Source organism: Anaerotruncus sp. AF02-27 (genome assembly GCF_003465835.1).
Classification (GTDB): domain Bacteria; phylum Bacillota; class Clostridia; order Oscillospirales; family Ruminococcaceae; genus Anaerotruncus; species Anaerotruncus rubiinfantis.
Genome location: NZ_QSBX01000010.1, coordinates 48,756 through 64,199, shown reverse-complemented (window position 1 = coordinate 64,199; position 15,444 = coordinate 48,756). Strand labels below are relative to the sequence as shown.

General features: G+C 59.2%; 10 protein-coding genes and 1 tRNA gene. 9 read left to right on the top strand and 2 right to left on the bottom strand.

Going from position 1 to position 15,444, the window contains the following annotated elements; genetic code table 11:
• Both DWV16_RS19580 and hydA read left to right on the top strand, forming a co-directional pair.
• Positions 1 to 1,359, top strand: a 1,359-nt coding sequence (locus DWV16_RS19580) for an FAD-dependent oxidoreductase (RefSeq protein WP_243007305.1), incomplete at its 5' end; no start/stop codon positions are given.
• A gap of 68 nt (positions 1,360 to 1,427) precedes the next feature.
• Entirely contained in the window at positions 1,428 to 2,804 is a 1,377-nt protein-coding gene (gene hydA, locus DWV16_RS09750) for a dihydropyrimidinase (RefSeq protein ID WP_118478993.1), read from the top strand.
• 44 nt (positions 2,805 to 2,848) lie between these two features.
• Here hydA and DWV16_RS09745 read toward each other — a convergent pair whose 3' ends face one another.
• Together DWV16_RS09745 and xdh are read right to left on the bottom strand one after the other, a co-directional pair.
• Positions 2,849 to 3,424, bottom strand: a complete 576-nt coding sequence (locus tag DWV16_RS09745; protein ID WP_118478991.1) for an NTP transferase domain-containing protein — start codon at positions 3,422 to 3,424, stop codon at positions 2,849 to 2,851.
• Between the two features lie 26 nt (positions 3,425 to 3,450).
• Entirely contained in the window at positions 3,451 to 6,009 is a 2,559-nt protein-coding gene (gene xdh, locus DWV16_RS09740) for a selenium-dependent xanthine dehydrogenase (RefSeq protein WP_118478989.1), read from the bottom strand.
• Positions 6,010 to 6,342: 333 nt separating this feature from the next.
• On the opposite strand from xdh, the gene dpaL reads away from it, so the two are divergent.
• The 7 genes from dpaL (at position 6,343) to DWV16_RS09705 (ending at position 14,844) form a co-directional block, all read left to right on the top strand.
• Positions 6,343 to 7,554, top strand: coding sequence for a diaminopropionate ammonia-lyase (gene dpaL / locus DWV16_RS09735; protein ID WP_118478987.1), 1,212 nt, complete (start codon positions 6,343 to 6,345; stop codon positions 7,552 to 7,554).
• Positions 7,555 to 7,613: 59 nt separating this feature from the next.
• A complete protein-coding gene (locus DWV16_RS09730) occupies positions 7,614 to 8,933 on the top strand; it encodes a YgeY family selenium metabolism-linked hydrolase (protein WP_118478985.1) in 1,320 nt (439 codons plus the stop codon).
• 46 nt (positions 8,934 to 8,979) lie between these two features.
• Positions 8,980 to 10,179, top strand: coding sequence for a knotted carbamoyltransferase YgeW (gene ygeW / locus DWV16_RS09725; protein ID WP_118478983.1), 1,200 nt, complete (start codon positions 8,980 to 8,982; stop codon positions 10,177 to 10,179).
• 147 nt (positions 10,180 to 10,326) lie between these two features.
• Positions 10,327 to 11,268, top strand: a complete 942-nt coding sequence (gene arcC, locus DWV16_RS09720) for a carbamate kinase (RefSeq protein ID WP_066458820.1) — start codon at positions 10,327 to 10,329, stop codon at positions 11,266 to 11,268.
• Between the two features lie 216 nt (positions 11,269 to 11,484).
• Positions 11,485 to 12,876 (top strand): L-seryl-tRNA(Sec) selenium transferase, encoded by a 1,392-nt coding sequence (selA, locus tag DWV16_RS09715; RefSeq protein ID WP_118478981.1) that lies wholly within the window; start codon positions 11,485 to 11,487, stop codon positions 12,874 to 12,876.
• A gap of 4 nt (positions 12,877 to 12,880) precedes the next feature.
• Positions 12,881 to 14,737 carry a selenocysteine-specific translation elongation factor gene (gene selB, locus DWV16_RS09710; RefSeq protein WP_118478979.1) on the top strand — a complete coding sequence of 619 codons (1,857 nt, stop codon included), beginning with the start codon at positions 12,881 to 12,883 and terminating at the stop codon, positions 14,735 to 14,737.
• 11 nt (positions 14,738 to 14,748) lie between these two features.
• Positions 14,749 to 14,844: transfer RNA gene (locus DWV16_RS09705), tRNA-Sec, on the top strand.
• Positions 14,845 to 15,444 lie beyond the last annotated feature (600 nt).

Below are 15,444 nucleotides of genomic sequence, written 5' to 3'. Positions count from 1 at the left end.
GGCCCCGCCGGCCTTGCCGCGGGCTATTTCCTGGCGAAAGCGGGGGTGGCGGCCACCGTGTTTGAAAAACGGGGCCAGCTTGGCGGTATCGTGCGCCATGTGATTCCGGCGTTTCGGGTTTCCACTGCGGCGATCGAGAATGACGTTGCGCTGGTGAAGGCGCTGGGCGTGCGGTTTGAAACCGGTGTGGAAATCAGCTCCGCGAAAGAGCTGTTCGACCAGGGATTTACCCATGTGATCTTTGCAAACGGTGCCTGGAAGCCCGGCGTGTTGAAGCTCGAATACGGCGAGGCGATGAATGTCATCGCGTTCCTTGAGCAGTGCAAGAGCGATATAGACAATGTGAACCTCGGCGAAAACGTTGTTGTCATCGGCGGCGGAAACACCGCCATGGACGCTGCCCGCGCCGCAAAACGCGCGCCGGGTGTCAAAAATGTGCGGCTGGTCTACCGCCGCAACAAGCGGTATATGCCCGCCGATGAGGAAGAGCTGGCTTTGGCCATTGCGGATGGCGTGCAGTTCTGCGACCTGCTTGCGCCGGTCGGCGTCAAAGACGGCGTTCTCACCTGCCATCGTATGAAACTTGGCGAACCGGATGAATCCGGCCGCCGCCGCCCGGTCGATACCGGTGAAGTGATCACCGTTCCCGCGGATACCGTCATCGCCGCGGTTGGCGAGAAGGTGGACAGCGCGTTCTATGGACAAAACGGCATTGCGCTCACCGAACGCGGCTATGCGAGGGTGAACGAAAACCTTGAGACGGGCGTTCCGGGCGTCTATATTGTCGGCGACGCAAACCGCGGCCCGGCCACGGTGGTCGAGGCAATCGCGGATGCGGCGAAAGCGGCCAAAGCGATCTGCGGCGCGGATTGCGACGCTTATGCCGAATGCAATGTAAGCCCGGATTACACGCATGCGCTGGCAAAGAAGGGAAAACTCTGCGGGGAGTGCGCTTCCTGTAAGGAAAGCGACCGCTGCCTCGAGTGCGCGACCGTGTGCGAATGCTGCGCCGACGTCTGCCCGAACCGCGCCAATATCACGGTCGCGGTGCCCGGCAAACGCATGCGCCAGATCATCCATGTAGACGGCATGTGCAATGAATGCGGCAACTGCGCGACCTTCTGCCCGTACGACAGCGCGCCGTATAAGGACAAATTTACCCTGTTCTGGAGCGAGGAAGACTTTGCGGACAGCGAAAACGAAGGCTTCCTGCTGCTCGACGGCGAGAAGCAGACCTACCGTGTCCGGCTTGACGGACAGGTGGAATGCGTGAGTCTGGGAGATCCGGAATGTACCGTTCCAGAGGATATCTGCCGTCTGATTTCGGCTGCCTGGGGCCAGCGTCAATATCTGTTCTGATCTGCTATCGTTTCAGGGACGGGGACTTTCCCCCGTCCCTTGAAGCCGTTTTAAAGGAGAGATGTTTTATGGATCTGATCATTCGGGGCGGCACAGTTGTGACGCCGCGGGAGAGTTATGAAGCTGACGTGCGGATCACAGAAGGGAGGATCTCCGCTGTCGGGCGGGATCTGGCGGCAAAGGGATGTGAAACTTACGATGCCTCCGGCTGCAAACTGTTCCCGGGCTTTATCGACGCGCACACCCATCTCGATATGGATACCGGCGCGGCGCTCACCGCGGACGATTTTGTGAGCGGCACGCGTGCCGCCGCCGCGGGTGGAACGACGATGCTGCTTGACTTTGCAACGCAGGACCGCGGCGGGACGCTCTGCGACGCATTGGACGTCTGGCATGGCAAGGCCGACGGAAAATCCTCCTGCGACTATGGCTTCCATATGGCAATCACCGACTGGAATGAAATGGTTTCGCGGGAGCTTGACGAGATGGCGCGGCAGGGCGTGACCTCGTTCAAGTGCTACCTTGCCTATGATAATCTGCGGATCAGCGACGGCCAACTTTATGAGATCCTGAAGCGGGTTGGCCAGCTGCATGGCATCGTGGGCGTTCACTGCGAGAACGGCGATCTGGTCAACGAAATGATCGCTGAAAACCGCCGCGCGGGCAACCTCTCAACGGAATACCACCCGCTGTCCCGTCCGGATTTTGTCGAAGCTGAAGCGATTGCGCGCTACTGCTATATTGCGAAAGCAGCGGGCGTGCCGGTCAACATCGTGCACTTGAGCACCCGGATGGGGCTCGAAGAGGCGCTGCGGGCCCGCGCGCGCGGGCAAAAGGTCTATATCGAGTCCTGTCCGCAATATTTCGTATTTGACGATAACGTTTACAGCTTGCCGGACTTTGCGGGCGCGAAATACGTCTGCTCGCCGCCGGTGCGTAAGCCATATGATCAGCGGGCGCTGTGGGACGCGCTCGCAAAAGGTGAAATTGATACGGTTTCCACCGACCATTGCTCTTTCAACTGGAAAGGGCAGAAGGAACTGGGCCGGGAGGATTTTTCCAAAATTCCCAACGGCCTGCCCGGCATCGAACACCGGCCTGCCGTGATGTACACGCTCGGCGTGGCGGCGGGGCGGATGACCGAAAACCAGATGGCCGCGATGCTCTCTGAAAATACCGCCCGGCTTTTTGGCATGTATCCCAGAAAGGGCTTGATCGCACCAGGCGCGGATGCGGACATCGTCGTGTGGGACCCCGCGTGCTGCTGGACAATCACGGCCGCTGATATGGAGCAGAAGGTCGACTATACCCCGTATGAAGGTATGCGGATGCAGGGAAAAGCAAAGGCGGTCTTTCTGCGCGGACAGCTGGTGGCCGCCGGCGGAAAGGTACTTATGGAACGCAAAGGCGTTTATGTTCCGCGCGACGAAAGTGAATATTTCTAAAAGGAAAAGCCCCGGCAGCTTTGCTGCCGGGGCTTTTGGCGTTTTTATTTATTGGGGAGGTCGGCGCGGTAGTCAACGTCGCAAAGTTCAAGCGGATCGTTGGCCTCCACGATATCCAGGAGGGCCTTGTGCCGCTTGATGACCGCGCCGCCCGATTGATTTGGCTCCAGGGCGGCAAGCTCCGGGAAGAGGGCGGCGGGAAAAAAGACCGGATTCCCGCGGTTTCCGTTATGCCCCAGCGCGATGATACGCTCCGGCGCGGCGGAAAACGCCCGCACAAGCTTTTCGATGCTTTCGGCGGACAGTGCCGGCTGGTCGCAGACCGAAAACATGCAGCCGTCGGCGCCGGGCGCGAGCGCCGCGAGGCCGAGTCGGATCGTTTTGGCGATATCATCTGTCGTGTCGTCGTTTTCCGCGATGGTAAAGCCCTGCTGCGCGGCTGAAACTGCAACATTCGCATAGCGCGTGACGGCCACCACCTGATTGAACAATTCAGACGGGAATCTGGAAAAGATATGGTCGGCCATCGGTTTGCCGTTATAATCAGCGAGCAGCTTGTTGCCGCCAAAACGTTTGGAATGGCCGGAAGCGAGAAAGATGCAGGCAAGCCTGAGCGCCATGGGACACCTCCTGAATACGGTGGGTTTTATCTCTTTTTGCGGCTGTAGGGGGTATCCTCCAGCGGCAGAGTGTTGCGGAACTTCCCGTCGTAATTGTAGTAGGCGAGCTGGACGGCGGGCGGGGTCGGAATCGAACAGATTTCGCCGATACCTTTCGCGCCGCAGGCAAGTTCGGAATGATTCTTTTCCACAATGATTGCCCGCACGTCGGGCGTCTGGGTGGATTTCAGAAGCCCAAGCGTTCCGTATTTGGCGGTCGGACGGCCGTGGTCGAGCGGATAATCCTCGGTGAGCGAATAGCCAAGGCTCATCACCACGCCGCCTTCGATCTGCCCTTCGATGCTGACCGGGTTGACCGCGCGCCCCACGTCGTGCGCCGCAAGTACCAATTTCAGTTTACCATCCTCGTCAAGATCCACCAGATGGGTGGCGTAGCCGTAGGCGATGTGGCTGACAGGATTGGGTTTGTCGGAGCCCATCTTGTCGGTGACGCCGAGATATTCCCCCAAAAATTCCTGCCCATTGAGCGCTTCCAGCGGCCGGTCGCCTTTGGCTTGCATGAGCGCCAGACAGGCGCGCCGGGTGGCTTCGCCCGTAAAAAGGGTCTGGCGGGAGGCGGTCGTGTTTCCAGCATCAGGGGAATCGGCGGTGTCGGGGGTGTCGTAAACCACCTTTTCAAGCGGCAGTCCGGTCGTTTCACAGGCGATCTGGGTGACGATGGTACCCATGCCCTGTCCGATGCAGGCCGCGCTCGAATGGATATGCACCTTGCCGTTCTCCACAGTCAGGCGGCAGCGGCCGGTATCGGGAATGCCCACGCCGAGGCCGCTGTTTTTCATCGCGCAGGCGATGCCCGCTTTCGGGTGCGCGTCGTAATACGGTTTCACCGCTTCAAGCGTCTCAACCAGCGCGGTCGAATCGTCCGCGATCTGCCCGTTCGGAAGCACCTGCCCGGGGCGGATCGCGTTGCGGTAGCGGATCTCCCACGGCGAGATTCCCACCTTTTCCGCGAGCAGGTTGAGGTTGCATTCGGTCGCAAAGCAGCTCTGTGTCACCCCGAAGCCGCGGAACGCGCCGCAGGGCGGATTGTTGGTGTAATAGGCCTTGCCGTCAATGTCGATGTCCTGGTAATTGTAGGGGCCGGCCGCGTGGGTGCAGGCGCGCTGCAAAACCGGGCCTCCAAGCGAGGCGAACGCGCCGGTATCTGAAACGAGCGTCGCCTTCATGGCGGTGAGATGGCCGTTTTCGTCACAGGCAGTGGTGAACTCCATCTCGAAGCCATGACGTTTCGGATGGCAGACAATGCTCTCCCTGCGGGTGAGCGAGAACTTGACCGGCTTTTTGGTGAGCAGGGCGAGGATGGCGGCATGATGCTGGACGCTCATGTCCTCCTTGCCGCCAAATCCACCGCCGACCATCTTCGCGACTACCCGCACCTTTTCAGGCGGCAGGCCGGTCGCTTCGGCGCATTCCTTCTTGGTCTGGTAGATGCCCTGGTCGCCCGAATAGATCACCACGCCGCCATTTTCAGGGGCCGCGACCGCGGTTTCCGGCTCGAGGAAGGCGTGCTCGGTGGGCGGGGTGATATATTTGGTAGTGACCACATATTTGGATGCGGCAATCTTTGCATCCGCGTTTCCGCGCACAAGGCGTTCATGCGCCAGCAGGTTGCCGCCCTCCTGAAGCTGCGGCGCGTCCGGCGCCATCGCTTCGCGCGGCGAGCAGACCGGGGTCAGCTCCTGATAATCCACCTTGACGAGCTCGCGCGCCTGGTTCAGGGTTTCGCGGTCGCGCGCGGCGATCAGCACGATCGGATCGCCGAGGAAGTGGGTTTCCTCCCCGACGGGAACCAGCACATACTGGTCCTTTTTGAGGTGCCCGACCTTTCCCTTGCCGGGCAGCCCGGAGGCGGTGACGACCAGCTCCACGCCGGGCAGCGCCTTCGCCGCGTCGGTATCGATCGAGAGGACCTTCGCGCGTGGAAACTGTGAGCGCACCGCGCCGCCGTAAAGCATGCCGGGAAGCTGGAGGTCGTCGGCGTACTGGGCTATGCCGAGCGCCTTGTCGTGCGCGTCGACCCGGTGGATGTTTTCCCCGAGGATGCCGGAAAAGTCGTGTGCCGGTACGGGCGCATCCTCCCGGAAAAGCTTTGCCGCCAGCAGGATCGCCTCTTCAATCTTCTTATAGCCGGTGCAGCGGCATATATTGTTTTTGATGGCGTCCTTGACCTCGGCGGGGGTAGGGGCGGGGATCCGGTCGATGAGCCCCTTCGCGCTGATGATCATGCCGGGCGTGCAGAAACCGCACTGTACGGCGCCCGCATGCGCGAAGGCGTAGGCGTAGACATCCTTCTCGCGGACGGAAAGCCCCTCAAGCGTGACGATCGATTTGCCGGCGGCCCGTGCGGTAGAAAGGATGCAGGCCTTGGTGGGCTTGCCGTCGACCAGAATCATGCAGGTGCCGCAGGCGCCTTCCGAACAGCCGTTTTTTACCGAGGTGAGCCGGAGCGTTTCACGCAGATAGCCAAGGAGCTTTTCATCCTTTTCGGTCTGCTGTCTTTTTCCATTTACAATAAATTCATACATCTGGGGGTCCTCCATTCGCGCCGGCGGCACATACATAATAATTTTTTGGTACGCCAGCATTCTTTTAGAAAAGTGATGGTGATCCAAAAGGGAACGCTTAGCCAAATTTTTAACATTTCAGGGCGGAATGCCAAAATATAAGTATTACTTTTATAAGTCTAACATTAAAAAAATAAATAATCAAGCGAAAGTAATGAGAAAAGTGCACAAAAAACTAAAAAATTTTTAGTTAACACAAATTTTTTTGAGAAAACCCATTGACACAACGTTTTTCTATGCTATGATGGGGTTAGAAACCAAATAAACGATTCAGATACAGGAGGCAGGTTGCAAATGGAACAGATCAAATGGGCGGCCAACCGGATGCCGAAAAGCGAAGACAAACAGCTTTCGATTATGGCGCTGGAAAATGTGGCCAAGGCCCGAAACTTCCACCAGAGTTTCCCGCAGTATTCGGTCACCCCGCTGGCTCAGCTTCAGAAGATGGCTTCGGTCCTGGGCGTGGGCGACATCTTCGTAAAGGATGAGTCCTACCGGTTTGGGCTCAACGCCTTCAAGGTGCTCGGCGGTTCCTTTGCGATGGCCCGTTACATAGCAAAACAGCTCGGCCGCGACGTGGCCGACGTCGATTACAATTATCTCACCTCGCCGGAACTCAAAAAGGATTTCGGCCAGGCGACCTTCTTCACCGCCACCGACGGCAACCACGGCCGCGGCGTGGCGTGGGCGGCCAACAAACTCGGCCAGAAAGCGGTCGTGCTGATGCCCAAGGGCAGCACCAAGACCCGCTTCGACAACATCGCCGCCGAAGGCGCCGCGGTCACCATCGAAGAGGTCAACTATGACGAGTGCGTGCGCCGCGCAAACGCGCTGGCCGAAAAGACAGAACACGGTGTCATGGTGCAGGACACCGCCTGGGACGGCTACGAGGAAATCCCGGCCTGGATCATGCAGGGCTACGGCACAATGGCTTCGGAAGCCGCCGAACAGCTCAAGGCCGCCGGCGTTGAGCGCCCGACCCACATCTTTATTCAGGCGGGCGTCGGAAGCCTCGCCGGAGCGGTGCAGGGGTATTTCGCAAACCTCTTCCCGGACAACACCCCGACCACCGTCATCATGGAAGCCCAGGCCGCCGATTGCCTTTATAAAGGCGCGGTCGCCTGCGACGGCAACCCGCGCATCGTGGACGGGGACTTACAGACGATCATGGCGGGACTTGCCTGCGGCGAGCCGAACACCCTTTCGTGGGAGATCCTCAAGAACCATTCGAGCTTCTTCGTCTCCTGCCCCGACTGGGTTTCCGCCAAAGGCATGCGGATGCTGGGCGCGCCCTGCAAAGGCGACCCGCAGGTCATCTCGGGCGAGTCCGGCGCGGTCGGCATGGGCCTCATCGCGACGCTGATGGAAAGCGAGGATTACAAGGAGCTGCGTGAAAAGATCGGTCTGGATAAGGACAGCAGGATCATCATGTTCTCCACCGAGGGCGACACCGACCCGGAGAACTACCGCAAAGTGGTATGGAACGGGGATCATCCGTCCAAATAAAACGGCATGGAATACAGAACGGATTCTGACTGCATAGATAGAAAGTGGAGGAAAGCATTATGGATTTCAGTAAGATCAAAGAAGCCGCCGAAGGGTATCGCGCGGATATGACCAGATTCCTGCGCGACATCGTCAAGTTCCCGGGCGAAAGCTGCGGCGAAAAAGAACACATCGACCGCATTGCCCAGGAGATGCGCAAGGTCGGCTTCGACGAAGTGGTCATCGACCCGATGGGCAACGTCCTCGGCTATATGGGCACTGGAAAAACCCTGATCGGCTTTGACGCCCACATCGATACGGTCGGCGTCGGCAACAAATCCAACTGGACCTTCGACCCCTACGAGGGCTATGAAAACGACGATGAAATCGGCGGCCGCGGCGTGTCCGACCAGCTCGGCGGCATCGTTTCGGCGGTCTACGGCGCGAAGATCATGAAGGATCTCGGGATGCTGAGCGACGACTACCGCGTCGTGGTGACAGGCACTGTCCAGGAGGAGGACTGCGATGGCCTCTGCTGGCAGTACATCATCCGCGAGGACAATGTCCGCCCGGCGTTCGTCGTCTCGACCGAGCCGACCGACGGCGGCATCTACCGCGGCCAGCGCGGGCGCATGGAGATCCGCATCGACGTCAAGGGCGTTTCCTGCCACGGCTCCGCGCCGGAGCGCGGCGACAACGCGATCTACAAGATGGCCGATATCCTCCAGGATGTGCGCGCGCTCAATGAGAACGACGCGGACGAGGGCACCGAGATCAAGGGCCTTGTCAAGATGCTCGACGAGAAATACAACAACCAGTGGAAGGAAGCGCGCTTTCTTGGCCGCGGCACCGTCACCACCTCCGAAATATTCTTCACCTCTCCTTCCCGCTGCGCGGTCGCCGATTCCTGCGCCGTGTCGCTCGACCGCCGCATGACCGCGGGCGAGACCTGGGAGAGCTGCCTTGAGGAGATCCGCGCACTGCCGGCCGTCAAAAAATACGGAGACGACGTCAAGGTTTCGATGTATACCTACGAGCGCCCGTCCTACACCGGCTGCGTCTATCCGATCGAATGCTACTTCCCGACCTGGGTCATCCCGGAGGATCACAAGGTCACCAGGGCGATGGAGACCGCCTACAAGGGCCTTTACGGCGACAGCCGCGTCGGCCCCACCCCGGAGATCGAAGCGGCGCGCAAAGCCCGCCCGCTGACCGACAAATGGACCTTCTCCACCAATGGCGTCACCATCATGGGACGCAACGGCATCCCCTGCATCGGCTTCGGCCCCGGCGCGGAAGCGCAGGCCCACGCCCCCAACGAGATCACCTGGAAGACCGACCTGGTCCGCTGCGCGGCCGTCTATGCCGCCCTGCCGACCGCTTACATTGAGAGCAAATAAGATCCGCGGACACCGAAGCCGAGAAGAAATAAAGGAGTAATGAGAAATGGATCAGAAATTGCAGGCCTATATTGACAAACTCAACAAGCTGAACTTCAAAGAGATGTACGAGAACGACTTCTTCCTCACCTGGGAAAAGACGAACGACGAGCTCGAAGCGATCTTCACCGTTGCCGACGCGCTGCGCTACATGCGGGAGAATAACATCTCCACCAAGATCTTCGAGAGCGGCCTTGGCATCTCGCTCTTCCGCGACAACTCCACCCGCACCCGTTTCTCCTTCGCTTCCGCCTGCAACCTGCTGGGCCTCGAAGTGCAGGATCTCGACGAGGGCAAAAGCCAGATCGCGCACGGCGAAACCGTCCGTGAGACCGCGAACATGGTTTCGTTCATGGCCGACGTGATCGGCATCCGCGACGATATGTACATCGGCAAGGGCAACGCCTATATGCACGAATTCTCCCAGGCGGTCCGCCAGGGCCACAAGGACGGCGTGCTCGAGCAGACCCCGACCCTTGTGAACCTCCAGTGCGATATCGACCACCCGACCCAGGCGATGGCCGACGCGCTGCACCTGATCCACGAATTCGGCGGCATTGAGAACCTCAAGGGCAAAAAGATCGCCATGACCTGGGCATATTCCCCCTCCTATGGCAAGCCGCTTTCGGTCCCGCAGGGCATCATCGGCCTCATGACCCGCTTCGGCATGGACGTGGTGCTTGCGCATCCGGAAGGCTACGAGGTCATGCCCGAGGTCGAGGAGGTCGCCAAAAAGAACGCGGAGGCTTCGGGCGGCAGCTTCAAAAAGGTCAACTCGATGGCCGAAGCCTTCAAGGACGCGGATGTCGTCTATCCGAAGAGCTGGGCGCCGTTTGCCGCGATGGAAAAGCGCACCAACCTCTATGGCGCGGGAGATTCCGACGGCATCAAGGCGCTTGAGAAGGAGCTGCTCGCACAGAACGCGAATCACAAGGACTGGTGCTGCACCGAAGAGCTGATGAAGACCACCAAGGACGGCAAAGCGATCTACATGCACTGCCTGCCGGCGGATATCAACGACGTCTCCTGCAAGGACGGTGAAGTCGAGGCTTCGGTGTTCGACCGTTACCGCACCCCGCTCTATAAGGAAGCTTCTTTCAAACCGTACATCATCGCCGCGATGATCTTCCTCGCAAAGACCAAGGACCCGCAGGCGACCCTCAAGGCGCTTGAGGAACGTGGAGCCGACCGCTGGTTCCAGAAATAAGCCCACCCACATTACCTTCCAATAGATCCTTTCCGGCGCTGGCTCACCTGTATCTGTGAAAACTTTGTGCAGGTGAGCCTTGCCATTTCCCGGGCAAAGCCGCCGGGGAGGATTTCGGTGCTTTAGATTGAAAAGGAGGCAGCTTACATGGGAAAGAAAATCGTGATTGCTCTGGGCGGCAACGCGCTCGGCAATAACCTGCCGGAGCAGATGGTCGCGGTGAAATATACGGCGAAAGCCATTGTGGACCTCATTGAGGAGGGACACGAGGTCATCATCTCGCACGGCAACGGCCCGCAGGTCGGCATGATCCAGAAAGCGATGGCCGAGCTTGTGCGAAGCGACCCGAAACAGACGCTCGCGCCGCTCTCGGTCTGCACCGCGATGAGCCAGGGCTACATCGGCTACGACCTGCAAAACGCCCTGCGTGAAGAACTGCTCGACCGCGGAATCGAAAAAGGGGTCTGCACCGTGCTGACCCAGGTGATTGTCGATCCGGAGGACGAAGCGTTCAAAAATCCGACCAAACCGATCGGCGCGTTCATGACCAAAGAGGAGGCTGACAAGGCCGCCGCTGAGAAGGGCTGGGTCATCAAGGAGGATTCCGGGCGCGGGTACCGCCGCGTGGTGGCTTCTCCGAAGCCGCAGGGAATTGTTGAGATCGAAACGGTCAAGGCGCTGGCCTCGGCTGGACATATCCCCATCGCCTGCGGCGGCGGCGGGATTCCGGTATTCTGCTCGGAAGGGCATCACCTCAAGGGCGTTTCCGCGGTGATAGACAAGGATTTCGCATCCTGCCGGCTTGCGCAGCAGCTCGATGCCGACTGCCTGATCATCCTGACCGCGGTCGAGAAGGTCGCTGTCAATTTCGGCAAGCCCGACCAGAAGTGGCTCTCTTCGATCACTCCGGAGGAAGCCCGCAAGTATATGGGCGAGGGGCATTTTGCACCGGGCTCGATGCTGCCGAAGGTACAGGCCGCCGTCGAGTTCGCGGAATCGAAACCTGGGCGCACAGCGCTGATTACCCTGCTTGAAAAAGCAAAGGACGGCATTGCTGGAAGGACCGGCACCGTGATTGCGGCGGGCTGAACCCGCTTTCTTCCCGCGCCGGTACCGGAATCTTGCCTCCGGCGCCGGGTACGCGTTTCTTTTTCCATCCCAGCCAAAGGCCCGGAAAGGGCCCGCTAGACAGCGGGCCCTTTCCGGGCCTTTCCGGCCTTCTGATAGACAACGCATAGGGCTCCCTTTACCATCGCGCCATAAAGTAAAATAAAAAACAAGCGGATGAAAGGACGGGAACGTCATATGGATGAAAAACGGGCGCTTTTGCAGAAAATTCCGCAGGTCGACCTGTTGCTCCGGCGGGAAGCAGTCCGCGAAGCGTGTGAAAGCTTTGGACATACCGCGGTGCGCAAAGCGGTGCGGCAGGTTCTGGACAGCTTGCGCGCCGGACTGCTCGCAGGGGAAGTGCGGGAAATCCCATCGATGGAAGCGCTGGAAAAACAAACGGTTGAAGCTCTGAAAAAGGCGCGGGAAAGCGGCCTGCGCCGGGTGATCAACGCGACCGGCGTCGCGCTGCACACCAATCTTGGGCGCGCTCCGCTGGCGGAAAAAGCGCTAAAAGCGCTGGAAGCCGCGGCCGGTTATTTAAATTTGGAGTACGATCTGCCGAGCGGTGAGCGCGGCAGCAGGGGAACGTTTGTCGAGCCGCTGCTCTGCGCACTCTGTGGCAGCGAGGCGGCGCTTGTGGTGAACAATAACGCGGCGGCACTGCTGCTTGCGCTTTCAACCTTTTCAAAAGGAAAGGAAATTGTCGTTTCGCGCGGGGAGCTTGTGGAAATCGGGGACGGATTCCGAATCCCCGATATCATGGCGGAGAGCGGCGGAACGCTTTGCGAGGTTGGCTCGACCAACAAGACGCGGCTTTCCGATTATGAGAACGCCATCAATGAACAGACAGGGATGCTGCTCAAAGTGCATACGAGCAACTACCGGGTGATTGGGTTTTCCGCGTCGGTACAGGTACGGGAACTTACCGCGCTCGGCGCAAAACACAATTTACCGGTATTGGCTGATCTTGGAAGCGGCGCAGTGCTTGAGGCTTCCGAGTATCCGTTTTCAGGGGAGCCGACCGTGCCGCAGACGCTGCGCGATGGCGCGGATTTGGTCTGCTTTTCCGGGGACAAGCTGCTCGGCGGCCCGCAGGCGGGTATCCTGCTTGGCAAAAAGGAACTGATCGCGCGGATGAAGCGCCATCCGCTTGCGCGGGCCCTGCGCATCGATAAGCTGTCGCTGGCCGCGCTGGAAGCGACCCTGCGGCTCTATGAGAACCCAAAACGTGCAAAGGAAGAAATCCCTGTGCTGGCGTCTCTGAGCGCCGTATCGGAGTCCTTGCGGCGCCAGGCGCAGGCCCTTTGCCGGGAAATCGTGGAATCCGGCGCGGATTGCGGCACGCGGGTGGTGCCGCAGCAGCGGCCGGTGGGCGGCGGGGCGGCGCCGGGCCAGCTGCTTGACGGATTTGCTGTGGCGGTGTGTCCGCATAGATGCGCGGTCGAACAATTGGAGGCGCTTTTGCGAAACGCAAATCCTCCGGTGATTGCGCGGATTTTTGACGGGGAGCTGCTGTTTGACCCCGCCACGATTTCGGAGTCGGATTTTGAAGCGGTCGCGGCGGCGCTGGCGAAAAGCCTGGGGTGATGGGATGAAACATGTGATGATCGGGACGGCGGGACATATCGATCACGGCAAGACGGCGCTCGTCAAAGCATTGACCGGCACGGACACCGACCGGCTCGCGGAGGAAAAGCGCCGGGGGATTACGATTGACCTTGGATTTGCACAGATGGTGCTGCCGGGAGGGACCATTGCCGGAATCGTGGATGTGCCCGGGCACGAAAAATTTATCCGCAATATGCTGGCTGGCGCAGGCGCGATCGATCTTGCGCTGATGGTGGTCGCGGCTGACGAGGGCGTGATGCCGCAGACGCGGGAACACTTGGACATCCTGACGCTGCTCGGCGTTCAGCATGGCGTGGTCGCATTGACAAAGTGCGACCTTGTGGATGAGGAGACGCTAGAACTGGCAAAGGAGGATCTGCGGGAGGCCTTTGCAGGCAGCTTTTTGCAGAAAGCGCCGGTGATGGAGGTTTCTGCTGTCACCGGTATGGGGATTTCTGCATTGCGGGAAGCGCTCCTGCTGGCAGTGGGAAAGTGTCCGGAACGCGGCAGCGGCCGCCCGTTTCGGATGCCGGTTGACCGGGTATTTACGGTGGATGGATTTGGGACAGTGGTCACCGGGACGGTACTTGGCGGAACCCTTTCGGTCGGCGACCCGGTCGTGGTCTGTCCCCAGGGACTCGAAGCACGGGTGCGCGGCCTGCAAAGCGGCGGTACAGATGTCGCTGCCGTCTTTGCAGGCCAGCGGGCTGCCGCGAACCTCGGTGGGATCAAACGCGAGAATATCGGTCGCGGCAGCCTGCTGGCCTGCCGGGTGTTGAGCTGTACACGGCTCGACGTCCGGCTGGACGCGCTCCCCACGGCGCACATCCTGCATCACGGCTCCAGGCTGCATTTGGCGATTGGGACGGCTAGCGTGGTCTGCCGGCTGATCCTTCTGGATCAGGATATGCTGTATCCGGGAGAATCCGCCTATGCGCAATTGCGGCTGGAGCAGCCGGTAGCGGCGCAGTACGGCGACCGGTTTGTGGTGCGCTTTTATTCACCGCTCCTGACGGTTGGCGGAGGCATCGTGCTTGACGCCTGTCCGAACAAACACAAGCGGTCGGATCCGGAAGTGCTGTCCCGCCTGCACTGTTACAGAAATGGGACGCTTTCAGATCAGCTCGTCTATGAGCTGTCCCACGCGCTTTATACGCGGCGGGATCTCCGGGAGCGGTTCCTTCACTGTGCAGACGCCGCGTTTGACGAGGCATGGCAGGTCTTGCTGGATCGTGGAATGATCATGGAAACGGGCGGACTTGTGGGAACGCCCGCGCTGATGGCGGAAAGCGGACAGGCAATCCTGAAGGCGCTTGCCGCTTATCATCTGGAGCATCCCTTGTCAGATGGATTCCCGCTGTCTGAAATGCAGAAATGTTTTCCGGCTGCGCTGATGGAATCGCTGTTGGAAAAAGGGATGATAGTCCGGCGTGATGCCGCTGCTGCTCTGCCTGAATTTGTGCCGCTGCAAACCGATGCGGGCAGTTCGGCGCGCGAAAAACTCTTTGCCGCCTATCGTGCTGCCGGGTTTGCGCCACCTGCGCCCGCCAGCCTGGCGGAAAAAACCGGAATTGCACCGGAAATGGTTTTTCGGATGCTGGAGCTGCTGAGACGGGACGGGGAGCTGATCTGTGTGGGCCCGGAGCTTTTCTTTTTGCGGGAAACGGTTGATTGCGCCAAGGAAAAGTTTGAAACGCTCACAAAGCGGCAGGAAAGCGTTCGGCTTAGCGAATTGCGCGATGCATTGGGAGCCTCTCGCAAATATACCCAGGCGATACTGGAATATTTTGACGAAATCGGCTATACTGTGAGGGACGGGGACGTTCGTAGACTGAAATAACCGTCCGAGATGGGAGCAGATGGGCGCTGGTGTGTCCCTCGGTCTTCAAAACCGATGCGGGTGGTTATAACTGCCCGGGTGGGTTCGATTCCCACATGCTTCCGCCAGCAAAAAAACGCTTAGAAAACTGTTCTAAGCGTTTTTTTTCATGGCCGGGCAGATGTGCCGGCGTTGCCGTCTTTCTGCTGAGTGAGGAATAATACCAAATTTGCGCACAGGATAATCCGTGTCCCTGGCGCTTCCATCCCAATACGCGATTTGCGTTTGTGATTTGCATTTTCACGCAACTTTTCCTTTACTTAAAGGTATGGGTGAAAGGTGGTGAAGGATGCGAGGCATAAAAACAAATGAACTGGGCGTATTGGACAGGATAGTGAGTGAATTGCAGTGGAAACTATCGGAGATATGCCGGAGACTGCATAAAGGATCCGGAAAACTGGCAGAAAAGAAAACAGGTTTGGCAATTGTGGCATCTGGTCTCAATACCTCGTCCAGTAAGGTCAGGAGAGGGCAAATGAGACTATATAAGGAGGAACAGAGTGGATTTTAAAGAGTTTTTCACATGGGAATATATCGCAACCTTTGCGGGGTGCATGGCCTGCACCGGCGTAATTACCCAGTTTATTAAGAACTGGCTGGACAGTCTCGTACATATCCCGACGCAGCTGCTTGCCTACCTTGTGGCCCTTGTGGTGCTGCTGGCGGCG